The following is a 26,085-nucleotide window of genomic DNA, read 5'->3' on the forward strand; positions in this document are numbered from 1 at the left end:
AAATGAAGAACAAGTCGTTTGGAAAGGGGATCATTCGTTTAGTGTTTGAGGGAATTTTATCCCGATCAAAGATCAAAGCTGTTCGGAATAAGCATTTCGGCACTAATCTTCGTCATTACGATGTTATGTAACCATTGTCGGGAATGGGATAAAGTTCTTGTCACCCGACATTTAGTGTCATACACACTAAATAAACACCATTTCTTATCGGAAAAATATAAGTTAAGAAAAACACAGCCGGCCCCTATGAGCCGGCTGTGTTGAGTCAGCCCCTCCTTTAGTAAAATGCACGGCTCCCAGGTTAATGAATACTATTGTAAATGCTTTTAAATTCTTGAACAAAATCAATCGGCAGCATAGAGTCATCAGAAGCGGCTACTCGTTGAAGCTCTTTTAACCAGTTCATTGATTCTTCATCCAATTTTGACACATCGTTTGCTTGATGAAAATAAATATACAGCAATGCATGACGAAGTTTAATGGAATCTTGTAAATATACTATTTCTTCTTCTTGGATTGTATTTTCCTTCAGATATCCTTTCATAAAATGGCGGAAAAACAATTTATAATATTCCGTTTTATTTTCAAATTCCTTAAACGGATAAGAAAGTGCATAATACAATGTAATCCCAATATCGTTTACAAAATACGTATAACCGCAATCATCAAAATCGAACAAATAAATGTTTCCCTTATGCAGATAAAAATTGCTTTGATGAAAATCAGTATGAGTCAAACCGTATGTATCTTTGGACTTGGGCAGAGAAGTAAGTTTTGTTAATCTTTCTTTTAGAATTGAAATCATTACATCATCAGGTCGCAGGTATTTCTCAGCCTTAAATTGAACTTCTTGGTCCCAGGCTTGTCGTTTAAACGCCGGATTACTCCATTCATAACCCTTTGTGGCTTGATGGATTTTCCCTAGAAATTCGCCCCATTTTTCATAAAGCGATTCATTCCATTCTTCATCCGACACTTCTTTTCCAAGAGCCATTTCGTATGAAATGGCTAGGAACGAACCATTTTCTGCAGCAATTTCTTCAACCATATTACCGCTGGTAGATGAAACAGCATTTGAAACCGCCAGTCCTTTATTCGACAAAAAATTCAAAAATTCAATTTCACCTCGTATATTATTTCTTGATCTTCTAATAGTGTGTGAGATTTTTAATATGTAAAATGCGTTGTTTTTCTGGTATTCATAAACAAAGCTTTCATAACCGCCCAATGAACGAACAGTATCTTTATTAATGTCATATCGCTTTATTGCTTCGGTAAGGATCTCTTCAGTGAATTGCTCTTCAATTTCTCGTATCATCTTCTATACCTTCTTTCACTCATAAGTTAAGTAGTTGCATCATTTTTTCAATTATGAAAAAAGCTTTTTACTGCAAATAATGTTATCACAAAAAAATGGAACAACCGATGAAATATCAGGAGTGGTTACCTGTATTCCATCGGTTGTAAGAGACAACTTATGAAAGAAGACGAGTTTAAACCCCTCATAACCTTTCAAAGCATCTTGACACTGCTAATCAGCACTAAAGAAACCACCAAATGACCGAAAAAGTAACATAAACCAGTTTTCTTTCTCCACTGTTCGCTCAGTGATTAAATCAACCGTTCTTAATTGTCCGACGCTTTGCCCTTTGACTACGTAAGTAAATGTCGCCGTTCCAGCTTTTGTACCAGCTACCACAGGGGCAGGGAGCCCATCTGGAACTAAATTTACAGTAGCAATAGGTTGTGTAGATACATCTGATTTCGGGACAATAAAATAAACATCATCTTTGGTTACGATCTGAACATTTTTTTCTTTCCCGCCCTTGACAGGAGATGTTTCCATCCCAGTGACTAAGCTCCCTGCAGGAATTACTTGTTTCATTGTAAAGTGATTGAATCCATAGTCTAATACCTTTGCCGTCTCTTCGAAGCGGCTCGCCATCGATGGAGTCCCCATGACAACACTGATTAAACGCATACCATTGCGCTCTGCAGTTCCGGTAAAGCAATAGCCTGCGCTTTCGGTATATCCTGTCTTGAGACCGTCCAAGCCCTCATAAGCATAACTCGGAATAGCTTTGTTCTTCTCTAGCATCCGGTTTGAATTGACAATTGGATCTTTATCAGACTTACGCATCTTGTAAAATGGAATGGATGTGACATCAGCATAATCCGGTTCATCTTGAATAAGGTTTTTCGCCAATGTGGCCACGTCTTTTGCTGACATCAGCGTTTCTCCCATTTCATCAGGGCGAAAGCCTTCTGGCATGTCGGCTCGGCTCAGTCCGGTAGCATTGATAAAATGGGTTTTAGTCAGTTCCATGCGTTTGGCTTCCTCATTCATAAGTGTTACAAAGTTCTTTTCTGTGCCCGATACATGCTCAGAAAGAGCAATCGCAGCATCATTCGCGGATCCTACTGCCATTGCGATGTAAAGTTCTTTTACCGTATGCTGATCTCCTTCTGCAAGAAATGCACGGGTACCTATGCTTTTAGATGCATGATCGCTGACTGTAACGATGTCATCCCAGGATAGCTCTCCTGTTCTAACTTTTTTGGCCACAATGTACTCAGTCATCATTTTGACCATACTTGCCGGCGCAAAGCCCTGATCGGCATTAATGGACAATAGAACATCTCCTGTAGTTTGTTCAATGAGAATGGCGGATTTAACATTAAGATGCAAGGATTCCACAGTCGGTATGTCAGACATACCCGATGAGCTGAGTGTTCCTTGGTTCGTGGCTGAAACGGAGAGCGGTAACACATATATTGCCAGTATACAAACGATGATTACTGTGATTAATGGTTTGAATATTCTAAAAATCAATGTTCTCTATCCTCATTTCTCATCATTGGACGTTCCAAATCGATGTGCCCCATTAAGCTTTCTTTATGTTCTCCACCTGAACCAAGCAATGTTTCCATGCGGCACTTCAAGCTTGTTTAATTATACGAGTCGGCCAGACCTTCTGCTGTTTCCTTGCCCAGCATCGGAGACAATGCTTCTTTGAACACCTCCACTGGGAGAGAGTAAAACTGTAGCTTGCGATTCAAAACAACGCTAAACTGCTCAGCCAGTTGATTCCCGCTTAGCGCCTCAGGTCCAACGATAGGCAATGTCTGCCCTGCCAGTTCTGGATGTTTAAGAGCATGTACACTGTAAGCTGCCGCATCATCCATACTGATCCATGCGATTGGAGAATCCGCTGGTATTAAAAACGAGAAGCTCAACATTGGCTTCTTTGGCAGCATCTACGGTATTGCGAATGAATTGTCGATTATGCTCCCAGTCATAGTTCACTGGCATCACTAGAAACACTTTGCTGACACCTTGATGAGCTGGAATTAGGCTGGCTGCATCGGATAGATCTCCAACAAAGGCGGTAATGCCTTGCTCTTGAAGTTGAACGGCCTCTGTTCCATGTATAGTTAGAACTGAGGCCATTTTAAATCCTACATAATCGAGTAATTCAGTTCGCTCTGACAGCTGCTAAGATCATTTTGCAATAAATCTAAAAATATAGGATTGCTCGTAGGCATTCTGATAAATCAAAAAAGCCGCTAAAATAGGAGTCTGTAAAATATTCTGTGTATTCTCCTTTTATGAGCCTTTTCTAATGCATCTCTATTGTATTAGACATGATTAATTGAAAAAAATCTTCAAGACTATTTGCTATTTTTTCTACCTCTTCGAATTCGGGCTCATATCCTTGTACAATTGCGCCTATATCATTCTTTAAATCAATGGCATAGAATGAATATCCTTCATCAACTGACATAACTATGGGTAGATATTTATCCCACCATGAAGTTATTTCTGCTTTCCATTCCTCATCATTCTCTGCTGCTTCTAAGCTTAACAATTCAAATTCATTCCATTTAAATACAATACCCGAATTATTATTATACTCATCCTCACATATAAACCATGTTTTCTCGCTAGGCGTTATGCATTCTTTAACCCTTTTTAAAAATTCTAGATAACCTTCGGGAATTTCTTTATACCTTGATGCTATACTATCATTTAAATTTAATTCAGATTTATCAGTTATTTTCCATCCATTATTTTTAGTCCAACTAATGAATTTACTGCATTTCTTGTTCATACTCCCTCCTACTAGTTGACACCCTTATGCTGGTCACTGCACCTCTTAACCAAAATGCTCTCATATGAATGGCTTGAAGTTAGCGTAATGCCTTTCTCCAGATACCCATCATAAGCTCTGTCTGATTGGTGCAAGTATAGATTGGCACAAAGGCAGCATTAATCTTCGTTATTCAAGCGATCACGAACCTCGGTTAATGCGAAGCCAAGCAAATTCTTGCCTTTCCATAACAAAGGATTATTTACGTGGGGATGTTCTTTTGAAAGTCCAATTCCCCAAATTCGATCCACTGGACTAGCTTCTACAAAAACCCTATTTTTACTTGTCTTCATAAAGTTTAAAAGCTCTGGGTTTTGTCTGAACTTGGCTAGGTTTCCTTGCAGTACGATATCGTAACAGCGGCTTTCCCATAACGCTTCATCAAAACCTTTAATCGCACGTCCGTAACTTTTCATTTCCTTCGGGTGCTTTGCCAACATTATGGCCTCAAGCATTTCATCGTCATAAAAAAGCCTAGCCTTTTCAGCCATCATATACTGCTCAGCGCAGCTGTATTGTTCCCCTTCTATTTTAAATGAGCTTTCCCACCACTGGCTTAAACAGCTAGCACTTATAGTGCCGTCTTTCATAGGGGTATGGCCCCAGAAAAATAGAAACTTAACCTTTTCTCCAGATTTATACGCATGTTGTAGTTCCTTTAGTGAATAGCACATAAAGCTCCTCGCTTTCTACCTAAACAGGTCATTCAGGACGGTATTCCCATATAATTTTCATTATAACTGACATGGATGTGCTTGCGTATCCATTTTGATACATGCATATAGCAACTTGCAAAATAATTCGCTTTTTCGTTTCTCATAAGGTTTATCCGAATTTTTCCTATTTTTTGAACAAATGATGAACGCGGATAGTTTCACGTCCGATAGGATGGCTCTAATGGGTCATCGGCTAACTAGAAAGACTTGCGTATAATGGAGGAGGATTTTATTCATTTAGGAATGGAGTTAGATGATGAGGACAATGCCAGCAGAACAATCAAGCCCTACTAAACCTGCGGTGAAAAGCAAAACTTCAGCAGGCGTACGTCAATCTATTTATCAGTCTGTATGGAGATGGCATTTTTACGCCGGTATTATTTTCGCGCCCTTTTTAATTATTTTAGCGTTTAGCGGCGCCGTCTATTTATTTAAGCCTCAAATTGAAGGCTATTTGTACAAGGATATGCTGACCGTCCGCGAAGTCGGGACAACTCCGCTGGCACCAGAGAGCATTGTAGGCAAAATAGTAACAGCTTACCCGGGTACGGTTATTTCCTCGATTACTCTGGACAGCAACGCGAAGTCGAGCTATAAGCTGTCCGTCACTCGCAATGGAGCCTCTACCATCATGTATGTAGATCCTTATACGGGTCATGCGCTTGGTATGATGGATAGCAGCAAGACGTTTTCTGCCTTTTTCAAAAAAATGCACAGTGAGCTTGTGATCGGGGGTACCTTCGCCAATCGGCTTGTAGAGCTAGCTGCATGCTGGGCTATTATATTAATCCTAACAGGGCTCTTCCTTTGGTGGCCTCGAAGCAAAGCAGCCATTTGGGGAACGATTTTGCCTCGTCTTAGTAAACCAGGCAGCCGGCTCTTTTGGCGTGATTTGCATGCCGTTCCTGCCTTTTGGCTTTCGCTCGTGCTGCTTGTTATTATCGCAAGTGGACTGCCTTGGTCCGGAATCATGGGCGATCAAATTGACAAGGTTGCCAATTCGACTAATACGAATACCCCTCCCTTTGCCTACAGCTTCGGAGCCAAACCGGACTCCGTTACTGTAGCGCAGGATATTGCTGAGGATCTGCCTTGGGCAGCTGAAAATGTTCCAGTCCCCGCTTCAATTGCTGGCGGGTACGTTCCTTTAAGCTTAAACGATATTGCTGGTATTGCCGATGAGCAGCAGGTAATCAAGCCTTACACCATTACAAAGCCTGCGAGAGAAACCGGTGTTTTCACCGTGTCTACTGCCAGCCCCCATCCAAGTCAAAACGCTACGCTTCATATTGACCAATACAGCGGCGCTGTGCTGACCGATGTTCGTTTTGCGGATTATGGGATTATGGCAAAAGCCATCTCCTACGGCATCGCCTTTCATGAAGGCACTTTATTTGGCCCGGCCAATCAATTATTAGGTCTGCTTGCATGTATGGGATTAATACTCGTATCCATCAGCTCTTATGTTATGTGGCGCAAACGAAAGCCAACCCGCAAGCTTGGAGCACCTGCCAAGCCCAAAAGCACAAAAATAACGATTGCTGTACTCATTATTATGCTGGCATGCGGGGCTCTCATGCCGCTAGTAGGCTTGTCCATTCTGATGGTTATCGCTCTTGATCTATTCATTCTCCGCAGAATAAAGTCGCTTCGGCACTGGTTCTCGGTCTAGTAGCTAGGGGAGTCTAATGATGAATATAAAAATCAAATGCATGTACAAATGGGCATGGCCTATGCTACTTGTCTTGTTGCTGTGCGGGTGTACCGCCAAAGCCGTGCAAACGGATGAGAGCGGGCTGCCGCCTCATTTAAGCGTAAATCTTCAATTGCCTAGGTCATTTGAAACAGGCAGCTCCAACGTTTTTTCTGTAGAAGTGTCAAAAAGCAATAAGCCGCTTGAGCACGCAGATACAGCGGAATTTGTCATATGGCGGGAGGACAACAAGGATTCTGCAGTTACGATTAAAGCCGACGAAACCTCCCCCGGTTTATATTCCGCCTCTTATGTGATTGACGGAGAAGGTCTGTATTTTGTCCAATCACGGATCAAATTCGCCGATACTCAGGTGATGCCGATGAAACGCTTTGCGATTGGTGCCCATGCCATAGAGCGCCTTACACAGCTTGAAAGCGCACAGCACTCCGATGCGCCTGCTCCAGCTGCTGGCGGACACCATTAAACTTGAACATACTTAAACACAATAACCCCTAGGCCTAAGGCCTAAGGGTTATAAGTATGAAACAACATGTACTATTAATAGCCATTAAGCTTTCCGCTTAGTCCAAACCATTCAGCGAAGGCTGCCTGCAGACCGCTTGCGCCCAGCTGCGCTCGAATATCTGCTGCTGAACCTTCAAGCTCAATTTGGCCTCCTCTTAGCAAAGCAATCCGATCTGCCAGCGCCTCGGCTACATGCAGCTGGTGCGTGGAGAAGATAACGGTCTGACCGCTTGCGGCCGTTTCTTTAACCATACGGACAAAGGATTCAATCCAGTAAGGATCAAGCCCATTCGTAGGCTCATCCATTAGAACAACAGGCGGCTTCGCGAGCAAAGCCTGCGCAAACAATACCCGCTGTCTCATCCCTTTCGAAAAGCTGGAGACTGATTTTCTCCCCGTATCCGCAAGGCCAACCTCTTGGAGCAGCTCCTTTACTCTGCTTTGCGCTATTCCCCGCAGCGCGGCCCAGAAAGCGAGCGTTTCGAATGCGGTCAGCCCCTGACTAAAACGAAAATCATCAGGCATATAGCCAATAAGGTCCGCATAACGCTTACGATTGTTTTTCCACTGCAAACCGCCAACGGTAATTTTGCCCCTGTCAGGATGCGAAATGCCTGCAATCATTCTTAGAATCGTGCTCTTGCCCGCTCCGTTTCCACCGCACAACGCAACGATTTGGCCTTCTTCAATTTGCAGATTTAGCCCTTCTATAATGACTTGCTTCTTAATCGTTTTTGTAATCCCTTCCAGCCTAACGATCGGTTCAGCCACGTAGGCGCCTCCTCTCCCATACGAATTGTGCGGCTGCCATTACACTTCCAATCCATAACAGCGCAACTAATGCAAAGCTAAAGCTGCCGCCAGGTTGTCTGATCCATTTTATCCATTCGTAATATTCAGGGCCGAGAATAGCTCCTCCTCCCAGCTTTACTACTGTAAATAAGCGGGATAGCTCCGCTGGATTAAGAAAGGTAAGCAGCGTCACCATAGGTTTAATCATGGGATAAGGCATGAAGCCAAGCACTGCAATGAGCAGCGGAGGCCAGCCAATAATCGCAAAGAACCAGATCGCAACGGCGATCGTTAATGCCTGCCAGCGATTTTTAGCTAGCGTACCTATCAACAGAGCAATGGCCAGAAAAAATAAGGCCACACTGCTGGAAAAAGCCAGCAGCTGTACGTACGTAAGCAGTCCAAAACCGGAGCCAGCTGCAAACCCCAAAACACCTGCCGTTCCGAAGCCGATCGAAACGATAACAAGCAACACAATCGCAAGCCCGACATATTTTCCAATGATAAAGGACCATGTGCTTACCGGGTAGACAGATAACAGCTCCCAGCTACCATCCTCCTTCTCGGCAGTCAAGGAAAAGGAGCCTAGCAGCAAAGACATTAGTGGCAATAAGTATAATATTAAATTAAGTGTTGTCCCCGTTATGCCTGAATAACCTTGTACATAGCCCTGCGCATTAATTAGGAGCAGACACAGCATAAATAAAGCAAAAAGCCCCATGAAGGAATAAGCCCACGGATTGCGAAACCCTAGCTTCACTTCCCTTATTGCAATGTGCGCAGTCTGGATCACGAGTCCTTCCCTTCTGTTTCATGACCCATTTCCATCTCTTCTTTACTGTCATCGGAGTGCATGCTTTCATTGTGCATCTCCATCTCTTCCATGTCCATCATATCGCGGTTAACTTCCCACTTATGATCCTTCAGATCAGCAGAGCTCAGCAATTCTCCTTTGCCCTGCTCCGTGATATACGCTTGTGCTGAAGCTTGACTCTCGAAGGCAATTACGCCATAGGCCATCGGGGTCACATATTCAGCATCATAAGCATAATAGGCGTTATCATATTTGAGCCAGTTTCCGCTATTATGGTCTCTGACAAACTCCGCCCCTACGGTCTCCGTTCCATTCTGAACCTTCCATTCATTCATACAGCCAATGTCATCAAATTTCAAAGATTGTCCATCTTTCGTAATGATTTGCGTCGCATAGGGGTCATCTTTTACTGACATATTACAAATGACACATTTATCGGTTTCCTCATTAATTGCCTGTGGTTCGTATTCCTTGGCCCCGCAGGCACTTGATAGCAGTACAACAACCATGATCAGCAGCATTGCGTTAAATGACTTCATTTTCTTCTTACCCCCAGATAAATTAAATAAATAGATAGACAAAGCAGTAAGCCCCCTATAGTGGCTGAATGCTGCAAGGTCTGCTTGGAAATAACAAATCGAACATTTTCAGTCGGCTCCATTAAAGGAGAAGCATCTACTGCCCATTGCTCCCGTTGTGACTGATAAAGTCCTTCAAGGAAAACCATTCCTGGCGACTGAAAGAAAAGCTGAAAGCCTGGCTTGGCCTTCACAAGGCTTTGGAAAAAAGGATTAATCGCGTAAGCGATCTCACTTTTCCTATCCCCATCCAGATCAATGCCTTGAAAGGTATCCCAATAGTTCCCATCGAGTGTATTATTGACACTGTTTCTAGACGCGGCATTTGCCACATTGCCAATAAACTGATTTCCGCTTATGGCGTTATTTTCAGCATCTAATATCTGAAGGCCAATAAAGTTTCCAATTATGCTATTGTTTGTTATGCGATTGAGTGTCGATTGCTCCACATATAGCCCAACCCGGTTTCCCTCCACATGATTATCGAAAATCATTATCTCATGTGCGTCAAACAAAAGGATCCCCTGTGAGTTCACATTCTCGCTTTGCTTCGTGAATTGGTTATTAGAAAGCTCAACCTTACGGGCTGCCATAATCATAGCGCCGGTTATATTCAACTTTCCAATGTTATTGCGTATAATCGTTCCCCTTGTATACATGCAGTGCACGCCATACCGAAGCCGCTCAAAATTATTTTCCTCAACTAAATTGTTGTCGCTGTTTTCCATATAGATGCCATCATGCATGGCTATAACGCTGTTACCAATAAACGTATTGTCGTTCGATTCATACAGATCCATTCCGTTACCTTTGTCGGACAGCTTGAGCGGTCGATTGGAAACACTCCCTGCCCATACAATGCTCGTATTTCGCACCTCGCCATGATTAGCCTTCCTCATCTTAATACCGAAGGAGCCCGTATGGATCTGGAGTTGATCCAATAACACGCCGTCTGCCTGAATGAGCACAGTAGGCTGCATCTTAATCTGCTCATCGCGAATAGTGATTCTGGTTAAAGACACCTCATCAGCGATGATTTGGATGGCGGGCTGATCGGAAGTATTGGCAATTGTGACCTCTTCCCCTGACTTAGCCTCCAATTGAAGGGGCTTGTCAATGATTATGGGTCCTTCATATGTGCCTTGCGCTAGAATTATCGTAGCGCCTGCCTGTGCTTCATTAATGAGGGACTGCAAAGCTCTCGCCTGTTCCTCCGCTTTTATGGGAGGTGTTAGACAAATAAGGGACAAAACACCCAATAGCAACACCAATACCCATTTTCGAACGTTCTTCATTGAACCACAACCTGCTTCTTTTTCGTTAAATGAATATCCTCGGTATACAAATGCAAATAAACCTCGTAAGTCCCTGATTTTGAGAAAGTGTATTCCCCGTCAAATGTATTGCTCCCTCCTTTTTCAGCTTCCACTAACGCCTTGTTATCATCCACCCTAATCTCAAACGTCAATCCCGATGATTTGGAAAGCTCGGCGCCTGTAAACGCTGCTCTTAGCTTAATGGGAGTGCCTGCGGTTGGTGAAGCTGGCTCCGTCGTCAATGTTGCCTCAAGGGCTGCCGGATCAATAGGAGTCGTAGCAGAGGTAGAACAACCTCCCAGAAAGGTGCAAATTAATCCAATTAATACTGTCTTTTTAACTATTGTTCGCAATTTTTCACCTACCCGCCATAGTTTATTCATTTATATTAACAAATGCAGGCTTTTTTCCGTATGACTCAAAAGGGCTATATGGAAAATGCAAGTTTCAAAACGAACACAAAACAACAAAACAACTCAAGGCTGCTTCGAGTTGTTTTGTTGCTCTGATCATAACTAGGTTGAAAGTGGATCTTTTAATCTATTTTTAGCACACTCGTTTCTGTAATGGACAATCTAATTCGTAAAGCTTGCGATATCGCATATTTTCCCTCATAAGCTGCTCATGCGTGCCTCGCATGCTGATCCTGCCTTGCTCCATAAAAATCACTTCATCCATTTCTTCCATACCACTCAAATGATGGGTGACCCAAACGATCGTTTTTCCATGCAGAACGCGGAAAACAGTCCGCATAAGCTCGCGCTCATTCTTTGGATCAAGCCCAACAGTGGGCTCATCCAGAAGTACAATTGGGTGGTTTTGCAATAAAATACGTGCGAGTGCGATTCGTTGCTTTTCACCTCCTGAAAAACGAAGGCCTGTTTCTTCCATCCTCGTGCTGTATCCATCTGGTAGAGAAGCGATCAACACATCCAAACCCACCTGCTCGGTAACCAAACGCACCTCCTCGTCGCTTGCTTCCGGGCGTCCAAGTCTTATATTATTGGCAACAGACGTATCAAACAAATACGGATTTTGATTTAATACGGAAAATGGATTCGCATCCCCCGCTTCGGCATTTACAGGAATACCGTTCACCTTAACGCTGCCCTCATCAGGCTGTAATTCTCCTTGAATCAGATTCAATAATGTCGATTTTCCGGAGCCACTGCGTCCTAGAATTGCGATTTTCCCTCCTTGAGGAAGCTGTAAAGAAATATCATGAACGGCCCATTCCCTTGAATGAGAATAACGAAAACGTACTCCCTGCAGGTCAAGCAATCCTTCTTTCGGCAACAAACTTGAAGGCTTTGGAGCAGACGAATATGTGGAAAGGCGAGCATCCGCTGCATTTACATTTTCTATAGCCTGCAGACGGTGAAGTGAAGTCTGGTATTCTGGCAATTGTGCTATGGCCCCTGCTGCTCGCACCATCGCCTCAAGAAGCGGAAAGGCAATAAGCGCCAGTGCGGCTATCCACGTCGCTTGAATCGTTCCTGCCTCTGCCAACCATCCTGCCCATAACGTCATAATAATGACCGCAACACCGATACCGCACTGGGAAATCCAGTTTACCCGCCATTCGCTGCGGCGAAGCGAGTTCTCTATCCGCGAAGAGGATTCCTGCTTTTTGAAAAAGGATTGTAGAAACGGCTGAATTCGGCCGCTCAGAACCCAGTCGGACATGCCAAACATGGCATCGGTCAGCTCCTGATAAGCTTCACTGCGGACTTGCTTGGCTCTGCGCCTTCTCCCCATCGATGCCTTCAAAGCAATGAAGGGGACTAGAAATAGTATAAAGCCGCCATATAGTGCCATCATAAGTGCAAGCATACGATCCAAACGTCCCAATGCAGCTACTCCTGCAACATAAATGATGATAGAAGATAAGGCGGGAAGCAGGAATTTGAGATAAACGTTCTGGAGCTTTTCGATATCCTCCGCAAGCAGCCCTAATAAATCTCCTGTGCGAAACCGGGCTTGGAGCTGCAGCGCCTGCGGCTCCAACGCGCGGTACAATCGAACACGCATGCGTGATAATACGCGTAGTGCCGCATCATGACCAGTCAGTCTCTCCACATATTGAATAATAGCTTTGCCAAAGCCAAAGGCACGGACAAGCACAATCGGCACATACACCATCAATATATTTTCCGGCCTTAATGCCGAGCGCGAGATCAGATAACCCGAAGTGAACAGCAGTGCACCCGCACAGCCGAGTGCCAAAGCTCCGAATAAAAGTGCGGCTGCAAAGGTCGGAGCATGCTGTCTCAGATAAGGCAGCAGCCATCCTTTTGCTTGATGGTCATCCCCTCTCATAGCCATTCGCCTCACCCTCTCCCGAGCCTTGCAAAATCAAATGATAATAAACACCTTGCTGCTCCATTAACTGCTCATGTGTTCCGCTTTCTGCAAGGCGGCCCTGCTCCAGTACTAGGATAAATTCCATTTCTGGCATCCAGTGCAGACGGTGTGTAGCCATAAACACCTTTCTTCCTTGCAGAACAGTTAACATCATCTGCTTTAGTTCGTATTCGGTCTCAATGTCAAGATGGGCCGTTGGCTCATCGAGTAAAATGACGGGACGGCTGCTCAGAAGCGCACGGGCCAAGGCCACACGTTGTGCCTGCCCACCGCTTAGCGTTCTTCCACCTTCTCCAATTTTCGAATCGCTTCCCGTCTGAAGCTGATCGACCAAAGAGCGCAGCCCAACCGCGTCTATCGCCCTCTCAACCTGTTCCTGTGTAGCATCTGGAGCATAGAACCTGACATTATCAGTGAGCGATTGACTGAATAGGTGGGGATGCTGCGGAATATAGGCCACTTGGCCTCGCCATTCTTCTCTGACGGTTCTGGTCATCCGTACGTTGTTCACCCGAAAGTCACCGCCATCCGGTTCAATAAATCCACTCAGCAAACCAAGAAGAGTCGTTTTTCCAGCCCCGCTGGCCCCAACAATGCCAATGCGGGTAACATTTTGCGGAAGCTGTACGGACACTTTCTTCAGCAGAAAAGTCCCAGCATCGCCCACAACCTCTATGCCAGAAAGCTCCATAGCCAGCTCTACTTTTGGCTCTGCTAACAGAAAAGCAGGTTTGTCTTCCTGCCCTTGTTCGGGTTGTTTTTTGGAGCTAACCATAGAGCGAATCGTGCTCCAGGCTTCTTTGCCATCGAGAGAAGCGTGGTAATCCGTACCCAGCAGTTTGACGGGCGTGAAATATTCGGGTGCAATTAAGAGCACGGCCAGCGCAACCTCGAGTCCGAGATTTCCATTTACCAAACGAATGCCCAAGCCTACTGCGACAAAAGCAACCGATAACATACTGAAGAAATCAAGGGCAAAAGACGAAAGAAAGGCCACACGCAGCGTTCGCATCGTCGATACCCTGTATTGATTGCTGACATTTCCAACCGTCTCGCTATGTGCTCTGCTTCGTTTCAGAAAGCGCAGCGTCAGCATGCCTCGCAAGGAATCTGTGAAATGATGCGACAGCATCCGATGAGTTCGCCATTGCTTGTCAGCCTGCTTCCTTGCTGCAAACCCGAGCAGAATGAAAAAACCGATAAGGATCGGAAGCGTGCACATCAGAATGATTCCCGATATGATGTCGAGCCTGAAAACCCACAGTAAAAGTAGAACCGTAACCACGAGCATATCAATCATACGGGAAATCGACAGCTCCAAATACGTGCGAAAACGATCCACTCCATCCAGCACCAGCGTTACCAGACGTCCGCTTCCCTGCTTCGCTGCAAAACTCGGACCATGCCCGAATATCGCTGCAAGCAGCTGCTGCCGAATGGCTTCAGCTGTTTTTTCTGCGAAGCCGCCGGAAAGCCGTCGCTGAAGCCAGACGAAAGTTTGGCGAGCCACGAAGCTTATCAAAAACAGGAGCAACGGCTGAGTTGCTTGATCAATCGGCTTATTTTCAAATAACAGCGTAATGGCTTTGGATAAAAAAGTAGCTTGACCTATAATAGCTGCTCCTTGAAGAAGGGAAAGCACAGTCAGCAGCAGCATATGCAGCTGGATTCCCTTTAACTGAAACCATGACCTGTCCATTAATATTCCAAATGCTCCTTCTCGCTGACACGTTTATGGAAAACAAAGTAGCTCCAGGCTTGGTAAGCCAGTACAAGGGGAAGGAGCGCAGCTGCCACAATCGTCATTGCTTTCAAGGTATAAGCACTGGAAGCAGCGTTATAAAGCGTCAGATCATACGCTGTATGAATGGAGCTGACCATGAATCGAGGGAAAAGTCCAACAAAAAACGATCCAAATGTCAGCAAAATCAACAGCCCCGACATGCAGAAGGCTCTGCCTTCCTGTCCCCGCTTCAGGAACCATCCGGCAAGCAATACCGCAAGGACACCTATCATGACAAATACCAGCAATAAGCCTCCACGGCGTTCAAATAAATCAGTGACGGAATAGGTCCATACGACAAGCACAGCTAGCAAAACAGCCTGCACAGGTAAAAATTTAGCCGCCATATGGCGGGAACGCTCTCGCAGTTCTCCCATTGTCCGCAGAGAAATGAATGTAAGGCCATGCAGCAAGCACAAGCCGACAATCGTAATGCCTGCCCACAGGCTGTAGCTGTTGACAACGTCCGCGAATCCAGATCGCATCTCCATGTCTTGTCCAATTGGCAGTCCTTTGATTAACCCCGCAAACATAACACCGAATAGCAGCGGAGGTACACTGCTTCCAATCAGAATGGCTATATCCCATGTTTTCCTCCACCACGAATGGTCCACCTTGCCACGAAACTCAAATGCGACACCTCTTACGATCAGTGCGATCAAAATAAGCGTAAATAAGACATAATAGCCGCTGAACATCGTTGCATACCAATGCGGAAAAGCAGCAAACATAGCCCCAGCGGCCGTAATCAGCCATACTTCATTGGCATCCCAGAAAGGACCGATCGTATTGATAAGCACTCTTTTCTGCCTATCATTGCGACTAAGCAAGCCCGTTGCCATACCTACACCAAAGTCAAAGCCCTCCAGAAAGAAAAAGCCTGTAAATAACACGGCAATTAACAAAAACCATAAATCACTAAGCGACATCGTCAGACCCCTTCCTTGAACTGATATGGATCTTGCAAGGCGATTTCTGGCTCATGGGCTGCATACGGCCCCTTGCGGGCTTCGCGAACAAACAGAAAAGCCAGGACTCCCAATAAGATCACATAAAGTACGGTAAACAAAATGAAGGAAAACAGCACTTCCCCTGCACTTGTCGTCGTAGAGACGGAATCTTTCGTTTGCAGAAGTCCAAATACCGTCCATGGCTGGCGCCCCACCTCGGTCATAATCCAGCCGGAGGTATTCGCAATAAACGGCAACGCGATGGCAAACATCATCACGCGCATAAATAGCTTATTTGGCTGTTCAAGCTTTTTGCGTACTGCAAGATAGGCTCCATAAAGCCCTAATAAAATCATGGCGCTGCCGCAAGCAATCATAATGCGAAAGCTCCAGAAGGTTGTGCGTACAGGCGGAATATAATTTCCGGGACCATACTCAGCCTCATAACGAGCCTGAAGCTCTTTCATTCCGATAACCGAGCCTGAGAACTGGCTGTAAGAGAGATAGCTGAGAAGGTAAGGCACTTTAAGCTCAAACGAATTCTGCTGTTTATCCGGGTCAATGCCTGCAATAACGGTCCAAGGTGCGGGATCACTGCTCGTTTCCCACAGGCCTTCACTGGCAGCCATCTTCATAGGCTGTGTCTCCACCAAAAACTGAGCCTGACCATGGCCGAATAGTGCGATGGCTATGGACGATACAAAGGCGACGATGATGCTTAAAGTAAAGGATGGCTTAAAGAATTCCATATCCTTTTTTCGCAGCAGCTTCCATGCGCTGATTCCTGCGATCAGAAATGCGCCTGTTGCAAAGGCTGCAAACAGCGTGTGCGGAAACTCCCAAAGCACTTGTTCGTTCGTTACAAGCGCCCAGAAATCGACCATTTCTGCCCGACCGTTATTCAAAGCAAATCCGACGGGACGCTGCATGAATGAATTCGCCGTCAAAATCCAGAATGCGGATAACATCGTTCCAATGGATACCAGCCACATGCAGGCGAGATGGACGCCCTTCGGTAAGCGATCCCAGCCAAATACCCATAGACCGATAAAGGTAGATTCCAGAAAAAAAGCTAGAAGCGCTTCAATGGCTAGAGGAGTTCCAAACACATCTCCAACAAAGCGTGAAAAATCAGACCAGTTCATCCCGAATTGAAATTCCTGCAAAATACCAGTAACGACGCCAACAGCAAAGTTGATTAACAGAAAATGCGCCCAAAATTTCGTCATCTTTTTGTACAATTCTTTTTTTGTAATGACGTACATCGTTTCCATGATAGCCACAAGCAAAGACAAGCCTATGGATATGGGGACAAAGACAAAATGAAGGATCGTTGTCGTTGCAAACTGAAGGCGTGCTAATTCTACTACGTCCATCTTGGTGGTTACCTCTTTTCTGTATCTGCATGTTATGTACTGAAAAAAGTATGTGATTTTCTTCACTCACTTTTCAGATAATCATCATTATAGATCATCATCAATGCTTTTGTATGGCCCCATTGAGCAGGTACGTGTGACAATGCTGTCACGAAAAAGCGGCTACTTTGTGAAAAAAGGCACAACTTTGGCTATCGTGTGACATTTGTTCTTCACTATTGTGAAAATAGCTCATACGAGTCATTAAGTTGCATCGTGCTTTGCTTATATAATGAATGAGTACGAGGAAGGGAGAACGAGACATGCTGTACTGGTTTATTTTAGGAGGATTATTTTTAGGTGGCGGCGCTTACGTTATGCTTAACGGAGCGAAGCTTGTACAGGAGGACAATGAGCTGCAAGATAGCATCCATCCTCTTCCAGTCGTGAGGGATAAGGAAAAGCAGGTATGATAACAAAAAAGCTTAGCCCCCTTCTTATCGCAGTCATTATTTTCGTGGCGGCCTTGATCGCTTATCTTGTCTATACAATTCAAGGCGGAAGCAGCAAGCTCCCTGTCATGAGAGAAGCCCCTGCCTTCACCCTTCAGGAGCTGGATGGCACAGCCTATGACTTAAGCGACAGCTTGGGAAAAGTGATGCTGATCGAATTTATGTTCACGAGCTGTCCTGATATCTGCCCAGTAACGACATACAATATGGTGCTGCTGCAGGATGAATTGAAGAAACAGGGTAGTTTTGGGGAGAACGTGCAATTCGCGGCTATAACCTTTGATCCTAATACGGATACACCAGAGGTTTTTGCAGCTTATGCCGAGCGAATGGGCATTGATCGATCAGGCTGGAAGCTGCTGCGTGGAGACGAAGCCTATACGATTGAGAAAGCAAAAGAATATGGGATTGCGATTCAAAAGCTGAAAGATGATCAGTTCGTACATACAGTAACCTCCCTCATGCTGTTGGATGCCAAACATCAAATTCGCAAGGTTTATCGCATGGGTGATGAAATGGATAACTCAGCTATTTTGAAAGACATTAATGCTCTCCTGAAAGAAAAGTAATCCGTTAGGATGACATTGGAAAATTTAATTTAAATCCTCTCAACCAGCCATTCCGATTTAGGATGGCTGATTTTCATTCCCAAATATGCTTATTCAATTTCCTAGTTTCTGAGACGGCATGCGATTAATGTTATTCCTCTTTTTCTGCTTCTTGTATTGTTCAAATGTAGCCATAAAAAACTCTTAATAACAGATATGGAAGATCGCCCTGTCCATAATCCACTAATAAGGATCATCACAGGGACAAGAAAACGCTATTTTCGTCATTTGGTAAATGGCTCGACACCCGCTTGCTTCAAGCATTTTCTTCATGCAGAACTGCAAGAACGCGACGAGCTACGTTCATTGCAAATGACGCATTAGATTCGTTACACGCTTGAAAACCAACGCAGTGTTCGAGCTATCCCTAAACCCCGAATTGACCGTTTTGTGACGTCTTTGCGTTGGAAGCAGATGTCATCATTCCTTCACATTAATAACTCCAAATGGTCATGGATTTATCCTGATTATCTCTTACTATTGAACAGAACGGACTTGCAGAAAAAAATGATGGAGAAAGCGAGATGTGGGCCAATATGCCAAACTAGAATGCAAATCTACTGGATAAAAAGAAGCGCGATCAGAAGAAGAGCTTGCTCTCATTCGTCGGCAATCCCATGAGCGGATGACGGAATTGGAACAGCATGTTCTCGTCTGTCAGGGACGCTGCTGAGCCAAACGCGATTCGCAGGCGGTCTACGGAGCGTGGAAGGCTGAAAAAGATCGCGGAGCCAGGGACAATCTCATCCGCATCAATTCGGCTGCGCCAGATGACAACAGGCAGATATCCTATTCGTTTGTGGACGGCAAATTCTGAAAGCTCGCCGTACTATCCTTTGTAAGAATAACGATTCGTTCCGACGTCAAATAGCTTGTTATTTTTCAATACAAAAAGAATATTGGAGGATTCCTTACATGATCAGGTTCAAAGCCAATCCGCTTATACTAGCTTCCATCGCCGTCATCGCTTTATCCGGATGCGGCTCGCCTGGTGGCTCCGCTCCGGAGACAAGCGTTCCTGCAAGCAGCGCTTCAAATACCGCCAGCTCCCCCAGTTCGACCGCATCCCCTACGTCGGTGGGGGCGGCGTATCCGGTGTCAATTGAGAACTGTGGACGCACGCTGACGTTCGATTCGGCGCCGGAGCGTGTGGTGAGCCTATGGCAGGCGCCCACCGAGATGATGCTCGCTCTCGGACTCGATGATCGCATCACCGCTGTTGCGGGTAACTACGCCGCCTTCCCTGATAGCGTCGCCCAAGCCGCCGAGGCACTCCCCGTGATTGGCACCTCGATGAGCTGGCCCTCGAAGGAGGTTCTGTTGAGCGAAGCCCCCGACCTCGTAGTCGGCCAGTCCCTGGAGGGCTTCGCCTTCGATACCTCGCAGGGCTACGCCTCGGTGGAGCAGATCGAAGAGGGTGGAGCCCAGGTCTACGGGTCGAACTTGTGCAGCTCGGCGGATGCTCTCAATATGACGCTCGAGACGCCATACCGCACCTTGCGGGACTTCGGAACGATCTTCGGCATCTCGGACCGGGCGGAGGAGTTCATCGCCCAGATGACCGCGGAGAAGCAGACGGTCGTCGACGCCGTGAAGGGTCTGCCCACGCAACGGGTCGCGTTCTACAACGGGGGCGATGGACCGCTGATCGTGCTCGCTGGCGGCATCTACGACGACGCAATCGCAACGGCCGGCGGAAAGAACGTATTCCCGGCGGACTCGGTCTACGTGAGCAAAGAGGACTTCGCGGCATCCGACGCCGACGTGATTCTCGTCGGCACCTTCGAGGGGCAGGACTTCGCGACCCTCAGCAACTACATCACGACGAACTTCCCTGACCTGCCTGCTGTGAAGAATGGCAGGCTCGTCGAGATCCCCGTCGCCGACACCGACGCGTCCATCTCCGTGATGAGAGGCCTGACGGAGATCGCGAACGGTGTCCATCCCGACCTGAATCTCGCGGTACCTGCGTCGTGACCTCCTTGTCGATCATGGTGCCGCCCACGAGTCGCACCGGTCGCCGGCGGACCATCATTGTCGTCCTGATGATGGCGTGCGTCGCCGCCGTGGTGCTCTCCGTATCCGTCGGATCGGTCCCGATCGCTCCGGGCCAGGTCCTGTCGGTAATCGCCGACCACATCGTCCCGTGGAGCGTCACTGTCGCGGCAACGGATGTGGAGGCGCGTATCATCTGGGAGTTCCGGCTGCCCCGTGCTTTGCTCGGTCTCGTCGTCGGGTCCTCCCTCGCCGTCGCCGGCGCGGTGCTCCAGGCGGTGGTGCGCAATCCGCTCGCCGATCCTTTTATGTTCGGGATCTCCTCCGGCGCATCCGTCGCGGCTGTCGCGACTCTCACGCTGGGCCTGGGCGTCCTGACCGCCGTCTCCGTCCCGGTAGCGGCCTTCGGTGGCGCCCTCGCAACGACACTGATCGTGTTCGCGCTCGCGCAACGGCGAGGCCGCGTCACGCCGGGACGGTTAATTCTCGCAGGCGTGGCGATGTCATACCTGCTCAGCTCCGTCACCAGTTATCTCGTCTTGCGTGCGAGCGCACCCGGCCAAGGCGTGAGCCAAGTACTCTCCTGGCTCTCCGGCAGCCTCGCCGCAGCGGAATGGGTCGATCTGGGCATACCTGCTGTCGTCCTTGTTGTCGCTACTGTGGTGCTTATCCTGTTGGCCCGAATTCTCAACGCGCTCCTCATCGGCGATGAAACCGCTGCGAGTCTCGGCGTAGATGTCGGGCATTTCCGTCTGATGATGTTCGTGATTACGTCGCTCCTCGTAGGAGTCGTTGTCGCAGTGAGCGGCGCGATCGGATTCATCGGGCTCGTGGTTCCACATGCCGTCCGGATGTTCGTCGGCTCAGACCACAAGTGGGTCTTGCCCACATCGGCTCTGGCCGGTGGGCTGCTGCTCGTCGTGGTCGACATCGCTGCGCGTCTGATCATCGCCCCGTCCGAACTGCCTGTGGGGCTGCTCACCGCCGCCATTGGTGCGCCGTTCTTCCTCTGGATGCTAAGGCAATCCAGTAAAGGAGAGGAATGAGCACCCCGGGCGGTAAGGATGCCGCAGCTCTCCACGTCGATAACGTCACGGTCGAGATAGCCGGACGTAAGATCGTCAAGGGAATCTCGCTGTCCGCTGACGGAGACGTCGTCGGACTCATCGGCCCCAACGGCAGCGGAAAATCGACCGTGCTGCGCGCCGTTTACCGGATGCTCCGCCCCACCTCCGGGCGCGTGACGGCGGCAGATCGCGACGTCTGGAAGTCCCGCCCACGGGAGGCGGCCCGTGTGACGGCTGCCGTCGTCCAAGACGGACCGAGCGATCTTGAACTGACTGTGGCGGAGTGCGTCGCCACGGGTCGTATTGCGCACGGCCGCCTCCTCGGATCCGACAGACCGGAGGACATGCTCGCGATCGAACGAGCGATGAGGCGGGCCGGCGTCAGCGATTTCGCCAATCGTGATATGAGTACGCTGTCGGGCGGAGAGCGGCAGCGAGTCCAACTGGCGCGCGCTCTCGCGCAGGAGCCGCGCATCCTCGTGCTCGACGAACCGACGAACCACCTGGACATCCGCCATCAGCTCGAGCTGATGGCGCTCGTCCACACGCTGGGGGTGACGACCCTGGTCACCCTCCACGACCTCAATCTGGCCGCGGCGTACTGCGACCGCCTATTCATCCTTTCAGCAGGTGAGGTGGTAGCCTCGGGAACGCCCGGGGACACCCTGACCCCGGAGCTGCTGCATGAGGTCTTCGGTATACGCGCTCAGGGCATCACCAATCCACTCACCGGGCGCATGCAACTCGTCTATGCCCACGAAAAGGAGATGAATTTATCTTGAATAAAAAACTAATTATTAAACCTACAGATCACCTACGTCCACGAAAGGGAGAGACCATGACTGCAACAGAGAACACCAAACCCGCTCAGAATGCTGCAACCCACGATCATCTGACAGGGCGTCCCGACGATCCGGCAGCGCGAGCGGCGTGGGACCGCTCAGTCGCGGCGCATGACGCACTTGCGGCACTGCCTGGAGTGACGTTCACCGCGGACGAGGATGTTGTCATCGTCCTGCACCCAGGTTTCGACACTCTCGACGTAATCGGCCCGCACTACTTCCTCGCCTCCATGCTGGGGGCGAAGGTACACCTGGCAACGACCGGAGCTCCGGGCGAGCCGGTGACCAGCGCCGGCGGGCTGCCGCTGATCCCCACGACCACGCTGGAGGACGCCCCTGCATCCCCGACTGTGCTGCTCGTGCCAGGCGGGGACACTCCCATCCTCCTCGCCGATGAGGCCGCCATGGCAGCGATCCGCCGCATCGCTGCCGGGGCAGACATCGTGACGAGCGTGTGCACCGGCGCCATCGCCCTCGGGGCAGCCGGACTGCTCGACGGGCGGCGCGCGACTACTCACTGGTCGATGCACCATCTGCTGGCAGGGTATGGAGCCGAGGCCGTGGATGAGCGTGTCGTCATCGACGGGGACCTCATGACGGCCGCCGGGGTCACAGCGGGCATGGACCTCGCCCTTCGGCTGGTGGCACGGCTCCGCGGCGACGAGTACGCCCGGTTCCTCGAACTTGGAGCGGAGTACGCGCCGCAACCACCGCTCGGGGCTGGAACGCCTGATGAGGCGGGACCGGAACTCACCGCTCTCGCGCGAGACTTTTACGCCACACTCGAACATGCACTTCGCGCTGAGTGACGCGCTCCGGTCATTGCAATAAGGCAACGGAGAATGGACCTACTTGTCCTATGTAAGAAATGGTGCAAGAAAAGAGCTGATTGCCCATTATGGACAGGATTTGTGAGTGATTAGCAGGAAACATTCACTTAAAATTATCCATAACCCACCATAAGAACAATCAGCGTTACCGGATTAATGGAAACGCTGATTGTTTTTATATTTTTTATCACTAGCATTGCATAGCACTTCAGAGTTGAACGAATCTTCAGAAATCCTATTTCGGAGTAAACTGGAAAAGAGCCCCCTTCTGAAAAGGCAGTTCGTAAATTGGGTTATTTTATACATTTGTGCGCACTTATGTTTACCAATCCGCCATAGTCATCAAGCTTCCGTTCGTTTTCGCCGTCGACCTCTCGATGTTCGACTTGGCTTTTTCTTGAGCTGCATGTTCCACTGACCACACAATTGCCATAGTAGCTTCGTTAGCCAGCGCGTGATCTGCAACAAGCATGGAGGGATCGCTACCTTGAAACAAAAGAAAAGCGTTATTCTCATTATTAGCCAGGAAAAACATACCCAAGCTCAATTGAAATCCTTTTTTTTGAAAGAAGGTTATCATACAGACACCACCTATCATGTAAAAAATGCTTGGCTTAAGCCAAATCGAAATCATTACGGTTTAATTATTATTGACCATGCGGAAACCGGCTTGAGTAATATTCAATTGTGCATCGCCATCAGAAAAAGATTAAAAACCCCCATTATGTTAATTACAGAGAATGGCAAGGAAGATCAGCGATTAGCTGGCTTTGAAGCAGGAGCCGATGATTGCATGGAAAAACCATTTTCCTATCAAGAAATGATATGGCGTACCAAAGCTATTCTTAGAAGAAGCACTGTTCAAGCCCTGAAAGCAACAAGCAGAACGGATTATCCAACTATACAGCTAAGTAGACTCACCATTAATCCATCTGCTCACCGTATTCAAGTAGATGGTACAGAAATCCACCTATCTCTAAAAGAATTTGATTTACTCTACTATCTTGCGCTTCATGCAGATATCGTTCACACACGTACTCATCTTCTTAGTGTCATATGGCGACAGTCTGAAGTAAACGATTACCGAACAGTAGACACACATATTAAACGTCTTCGCGAAAAGCTGATGCCCCTTTCACCGGATATAGGAGCCATGATCAAAACGGTACGAGGGGTAGGCTATATATTTAGCAAAGGCAAGCATAGTGTGATGAAAGTAGAATAAGGAACAAAAAACGGCAACGCTGCTTCAAAAGCAGCGCGGCCGTTTTTATCTAGGCTTCTGAATGCTTTTTCATACCAAAATAGCTACCTTAACCATTTTTCCTCTATAGGTCTGATATTCCCTTTATTTGAGCTCCGACAACCATTTAGAAACACTTTGAATGTCCTCTGCTGAAATATTTTTTTCAAACTTGGGCATTCCATTTTTGCCGTTTGTAACAATATCAATGATTTCTTCTTCCGTTAATCGACTTCCAATGTTCTGAAGACTAGGCCCTCTTCTACCTTGAAGATCGGTACCGTGGCAGGACATGCATTTCTTCTTGTATATGATTTCTGGATCGCCTTCTTGGACACTCCTTTCTTCATTACGGTTATTATTCGTTGTAGCGTCAGCCCCAGAACTTCCACATGCCGATAATACCAACACGCCTAGCAGGACGCCTATTGCAGAACCGTACTTAAGCTTACTATTCATATAAATCCCTCCTTCCTCATCTCGTTCACATGCTTCATAACCAATTTTGAGCTGTTAAAATGAACGACAAAATGGTTGGAAACGGCGGTGCGCTGCTCGTTTTTTCGAGCAGTTCCAGACATGGGGATGATCATCTACAATTAGAACGCGTATTTGTTGATTGGTCATTTATGCTACACCTTCCTCCCGCTGTATCACTTCCAGTACGGTTCTTTCCGATTCTCGTCTCAATTGGAGTTCCCAACCCAGCTCTACTGTCCGTTTTTCTAGAAATTTCAAGCCATAACTGCCTTCCTTGAGCAGCGGATCATCGGTAAAGCCTAATCCGTTGTCTGAAATACGACATGTCCAGCCCCATTCTGTTGATTCTAAGCGAATCCGAATATGATTGGCTTCCTTCGCATGCTTTCGAATATTAAGCAATCCTTCTCTAAGAAAAGCGTACAATGCTATTTTTTCCTTGTCCGTTAAATTAATCTCTGCTATTGGCCAACTATATTCGGTATTTATAACTGAATCGAAATGCAAATCATTAATTAAGTCGTTAATCGAATCATTCCAAGGTTCAACGGCTACCTCAGGCGGATATTTTAAATGGGAAATGGACTGACGAACGTATTCGTTAACTTCCCGTACCGTATTTTTAATAGATAGCAGCTTTTCGTTTTGTTCCTTAGTTGGTTTAAGCTGCTCCAGCTGAACAGAAACTAAGAATAAGGACTGGGCAACGCCATCATGAAGTTCTTTAGCCAGCTTTTCACGCTCCTGAAGCGCTATCTGTGCCAGTCTTGCTTGCTGGAGTTCCTCTTGAATCGCTTCTAAAATGGTGAAAAGCCGCGTGATCAGCAGCAGCGTGACTACAAATACAATTAACGGAGAAATCCAATTCCCCGCATCCATGGATATATAGGGTAATAAATATTCATGCCGAACATACTCCCATACCCAAATGGTTAGAGTTGGTATAATTAAAATTAACCATTTAATTTGTTTATACAGTGTGAATATCCCCCTTGAGAATAATAATAGAATTTTTAAGCATGTGTCTATTGTCGCTTATTTCTGCTTCTTAACGCATGACTCATAAGAGCTAATTGTTTACCAAAATTCTCAACTTTGTAACAATGTCATTGGCATATAGCTATATGGAGTCATTCTAACTTGTAGCGTCATTGTACATAATGTAAAAAAGAAAGAGGTGAACGAAGATAAGTGCTTGCTCTTGAGCTTCAACAGGTAACCGCGGGTTATGGAATGAACCCCATTATTAATCAACTGGATTTCAAAGCTGCGAGAGGAGAGCTTGTAGCAATAAGCGGCTCTAACGGTGCAGGGAAATCAACTTTGTTCAGAGCCATTCTTGGACTGCTCCCGATCTCAGCAGGAAGTATAACCATCCATTCGCACAAAATGGAGCATAAAAAGGATTTCCACTTAGCTCGAAGAAAAATCGGGTTTGTGCCCCAAGGTGTTGTTAGACTAAAAAGTA

At 47.1% G+C, this 26,085-nt stretch carries 28 protein-coding genes; 10 read left to right on the forward strand and 18 right to left on the reverse strand.

All coding sequences use genetic code 11. From position 1 onward, the window contains the following. Positions 1 to 301: 301 nt before the first annotated feature. From ABEW34_RS27495 to ABEW34_RS27520, 6 genes are all read right to left on the reverse strand, one after another. On the reverse strand, positions 302 to 1,318 hold the full coding sequence (locus ABEW34_RS27495) for a phosphotransferase enzyme family protein (protein WP_430163614.1): 1,017 nt from the start codon (positions 1,316 to 1,318) through the stop codon (positions 302 to 304). A gap of 213 nt (positions 1,319 to 1,531) precedes the next feature. Then, on the reverse strand, positions 1,532 to 2,833 hold the full coding sequence (locus tag ABEW34_RS27500; protein ID WP_430163617.1) for a D-alanyl-D-alanine carboxypeptidase family protein: 1,302 nt from the start codon (positions 2,831 to 2,833) through the stop codon (positions 1,532 to 1,534). A gap of 116 nt (positions 2,834 to 2,949) precedes the next feature. Beyond that, on the reverse strand, positions 2,950 to 3,186 hold the full coding sequence (locus ABEW34_RS27505) for a hypothetical protein (RefSeq protein WP_430163620.1): 237 nt from the start codon (positions 3,184 to 3,186) through the stop codon (positions 2,950 to 2,952). Beyond that, positions 3,179 to 3,451, reverse strand: a complete 273-nt coding sequence (locus ABEW34_RS27510) for an NmrA family NAD(P)-binding protein (RefSeq protein WP_430163622.1) — start codon at positions 3,449 to 3,451, stop codon at positions 3,179 to 3,181. Before ABEW34_RS27510 ends, ABEW34_RS27505 begins: the two co-directional genes overlap by 8 nt. Positions 3,452 to 3,620: 169 nt before the next feature. Beyond that, complete coding sequence (locus ABEW34_RS27515; protein ID WP_430163625.1) at positions 3,621 to 4,112, reverse strand: SMI1/KNR4 family protein; 492 nt, start codon at positions 4,110 to 4,112, stop codon at positions 3,621 to 3,623. 158 nt (positions 4,113 to 4,270) lie between these two features. Next, positions 4,271 to 4,825 carry an NADAR family protein gene (locus ABEW34_RS27520; RefSeq protein WP_430163628.1) on the reverse strand — a complete coding sequence of 185 codons (555 nt, stop codon included), beginning with the start codon at positions 4,823 to 4,825 and terminating at the stop codon, positions 4,271 to 4,273. A 295-nt stretch (positions 4,826 to 5,120) separates the two neighbouring features. On the opposite strand from ABEW34_RS27520, the gene ABEW34_RS27525 reads away from it, so the two are divergent. Together ABEW34_RS27525 and ABEW34_RS27530 are read left to right on the forward strand one after the other, a co-directional pair. Further along, a complete protein-coding gene (locus tag ABEW34_RS27525) occupies positions 5,121 to 6,539 on the forward strand; it encodes a PepSY-associated TM helix domain-containing protein (protein ID WP_430163631.1) in 1,419 nt (472 codons plus the stop codon). Between the two features lie 16 nt (positions 6,540 to 6,555). Further along, positions 6,556 to 7,047 (forward strand): FixH family protein, encoded by a 492-nt coding sequence (locus ABEW34_RS27530; protein ID WP_430163634.1) that lies wholly within the window; start codon positions 6,556 to 6,558, stop codon positions 7,045 to 7,047. A gap of 74 nt (positions 7,048 to 7,121) precedes the next feature. Here ABEW34_RS27530 and ABEW34_RS27535 read toward each other — a convergent pair whose 3' ends face one another. From ABEW34_RS27535 to ABEW34_RS27575, 9 genes are all read right to left on the reverse strand, one after another. Continuing rightward, positions 7,122 to 7,859, reverse strand: coding sequence for an ABC transporter ATP-binding protein (locus tag ABEW34_RS27535; RefSeq protein ID WP_430163637.1), 738 nt, complete (start codon positions 7,857 to 7,859; stop codon positions 7,122 to 7,124). Beyond that, positions 7,852 to 8,673: an ABC transporter permease gene (locus tag ABEW34_RS27540; protein ID WP_430163639.1), complete on the reverse strand. Its 822-nt coding sequence runs from the start codon at positions 8,671 to 8,673 to the stop codon at positions 7,852 to 7,854. Before ABEW34_RS27540 ends, ABEW34_RS27535 begins: the two co-directional genes overlap by 8 nt. Then, complete coding sequence (locus ABEW34_RS27545) at positions 8,670 to 9,233, reverse strand: nitrous oxide reductase accessory protein NosL (protein ID WP_430163641.1); 564 nt, start codon at positions 9,231 to 9,233, stop codon at positions 8,670 to 8,672. Before ABEW34_RS27545 ends, ABEW34_RS27540 begins: the two co-directional genes overlap by 4 nt. Further along, on the reverse strand, positions 9,230 to 10,567 hold the full coding sequence (locus ABEW34_RS27550) for a right-handed parallel beta-helix repeat-containing protein (protein WP_430163644.1): 1,338 nt from the start codon (positions 10,565 to 10,567) through the stop codon (positions 9,230 to 9,232). Before ABEW34_RS27550 ends, ABEW34_RS27545 begins: the two co-directional genes overlap by 4 nt. Then, positions 10,564 to 10,941: a hypothetical protein gene (locus ABEW34_RS27555; RefSeq protein ID WP_430163647.1), complete on the reverse strand. Its 378-nt coding sequence runs from the start codon at positions 10,939 to 10,941 to the stop codon at positions 10,564 to 10,566. The genes ABEW34_RS27550 and ABEW34_RS27555 overlap by 4 nt, the downstream gene beginning before the upstream one ends. 193 nt (positions 10,942 to 11,134) lie before the next feature. Further along, complete coding sequence (gene cydC / locus ABEW34_RS27560; protein WP_430163685.1) at positions 11,135 to 12,907, reverse strand: thiol reductant ABC exporter subunit CydC; 1,773 nt, start codon at positions 12,905 to 12,907, stop codon at positions 11,135 to 11,137. Beyond that, positions 12,894 to 14,651 (reverse strand): thiol reductant ABC exporter subunit CydD, encoded by a 1,758-nt coding sequence (gene cydD, locus ABEW34_RS27565; protein ID WP_430163650.1) that lies wholly within the window; start codon positions 14,649 to 14,651, stop codon positions 12,894 to 12,896. The genes cydC and cydD overlap by 14 nt, the downstream gene beginning before the upstream one ends. Next, the gene (cydB, locus tag ABEW34_RS27570) at positions 14,651 to 15,664 is read right to left on the reverse strand and encodes a cytochrome d ubiquinol oxidase subunit II (RefSeq protein WP_430163652.1); all 1,014 of its coding nucleotides are present in this window, start codon (positions 15,662 to 15,664) and stop codon (positions 14,651 to 14,653) included. The genes cydD and cydB overlap by 1 nt, the downstream gene beginning before the upstream one ends. 2 nt (positions 15,665 to 15,666) lie before the next feature. Next, complete coding sequence (locus tag ABEW34_RS27575) at positions 15,667 to 17,061, reverse strand: cytochrome ubiquinol oxidase subunit I (RefSeq protein WP_430163655.1); 1,395 nt, start codon at positions 17,059 to 17,061, stop codon at positions 15,667 to 15,669. Between the two features lie 302 nt (positions 17,062 to 17,363). Between ABEW34_RS27575 and ABEW34_RS27580 the strand changes: the two genes are divergently transcribed. Both ABEW34_RS27580 and ABEW34_RS27585 read left to right on the forward strand, forming a co-directional pair. After that, positions 17,364 to 17,513, forward strand: a complete 150-nt coding sequence (locus tag ABEW34_RS27580; protein ID WP_430163657.1) for a hypothetical protein — start codon at positions 17,364 to 17,366, stop codon at positions 17,511 to 17,513. After that, positions 17,510 to 18,121 (forward strand): SCO family protein, encoded by a 612-nt coding sequence (locus tag ABEW34_RS27585; RefSeq protein ID WP_430163659.1) that lies wholly within the window; start codon positions 17,510 to 17,512, stop codon positions 18,119 to 18,121. Before ABEW34_RS27580 ends, ABEW34_RS27585 begins: the two co-directional genes overlap by 4 nt. 950 nt (positions 18,122 to 19,071) lie before the next feature. Here the strand turns inward: ABEW34_RS27585 and ABEW34_RS27590 are convergent. Beyond that, positions 19,072 to 19,371 (reverse strand): hypothetical protein, encoded by a 300-nt coding sequence (locus tag ABEW34_RS27590; RefSeq protein WP_430163661.1) that lies wholly within the window; start codon positions 19,369 to 19,371, stop codon positions 19,072 to 19,074. Between ABEW34_RS27590 and ABEW34_RS27595 the strand changes: the two genes are divergently transcribed. The 5 genes from ABEW34_RS27595 to ABEW34_RS27615 all read left to right on the forward strand — a co-directional run bounded on the left by ABEW34_RS27595 (position 19,340) and on the right by ABEW34_RS27615 (position 24,119). Next, positions 19,340 to 20,137: an ABC transporter substrate-binding protein gene (locus tag ABEW34_RS27595; RefSeq protein ID WP_430163664.1), complete on the forward strand. Its 798-nt coding sequence runs from the start codon at positions 19,340 to 19,342 to the stop codon at positions 20,135 to 20,137. The genes ABEW34_RS27590 and ABEW34_RS27595 overlap by 32 nt on opposite strands. A 14-nt stretch (positions 20,138 to 20,151) precedes the next feature. After that, entirely contained in the window at positions 20,152 to 21,201 is a 1,050-nt protein-coding gene (locus ABEW34_RS27600; protein ID WP_430163688.1) for a FecCD family ABC transporter permease, read from the forward strand. Beyond that, on the forward strand, positions 21,198 to 22,004 hold the full coding sequence (locus ABEW34_RS27605; RefSeq protein ID WP_430163667.1) for an ABC transporter ATP-binding protein: 807 nt from the start codon (positions 21,198 to 21,200) through the stop codon (positions 22,002 to 22,004). The genes ABEW34_RS27600 and ABEW34_RS27605 overlap by 4 nt, the downstream gene beginning before the upstream one ends. Beyond that, the gene (locus ABEW34_RS27610; RefSeq protein WP_430163670.1) at positions 22,001 to 22,873 is read left to right on the forward strand and encodes a DJ-1/PfpI family protein; all 873 of its coding nucleotides are present in this window, start codon (positions 22,001 to 22,003) and stop codon (positions 22,871 to 22,873) included. The genes ABEW34_RS27605 and ABEW34_RS27610 overlap by 4 nt, the downstream gene beginning before the upstream one ends. A 508-nt stretch (positions 22,874 to 23,381) precedes the next feature. Beyond that, positions 23,382 to 24,119, forward strand: coding sequence for a response regulator transcription factor (locus ABEW34_RS27615; protein ID WP_430163673.1), 738 nt, complete (start codon positions 23,382 to 23,384; stop codon positions 24,117 to 24,119). Positions 24,120 to 24,242: 123 nt separating this feature from the next. On the opposite strand, the gene ABEW34_RS27620 is transcribed toward ABEW34_RS27615, so the two are convergent. Both ABEW34_RS27620 and ABEW34_RS27625 read right to left on the reverse strand, forming a co-directional pair. Then, positions 24,243 to 24,596 (reverse strand): c-type cytochrome, encoded by a 354-nt coding sequence (locus tag ABEW34_RS27620; protein ID WP_430163676.1) that lies wholly within the window; start codon positions 24,594 to 24,596, stop codon positions 24,243 to 24,245. A gap of 168 nt (positions 24,597 to 24,764) precedes the next feature. Then, a complete protein-coding gene (locus tag ABEW34_RS27625) occupies positions 24,765 to 25,496 on the reverse strand; it encodes a sensor histidine kinase (protein ID WP_430163679.1) in 732 nt (243 codons plus the stop codon). 312 nt (positions 25,497 to 25,808) lie between these two features. On the opposite strand from ABEW34_RS27625, the gene ABEW34_RS27630 reads away from it, so the two are divergent. Further along, the coding region (locus tag ABEW34_RS27630) for an ATP-binding cassette domain-containing protein (protein WP_430163682.1) at positions 25,809 to 26,085 on the forward strand (277 nt) is incomplete at its 3' end.

The sequence above is a fragment of the Paenibacillus algorifonticola genome, assembly GCF_050481745.1.
GTDB classification, from domain to species: domain Bacteria; phylum Bacillota; class Bacilli; order Paenibacillales; family Paenibacillaceae; genus Pristimantibacillus; species Pristimantibacillus algorifonticola_A.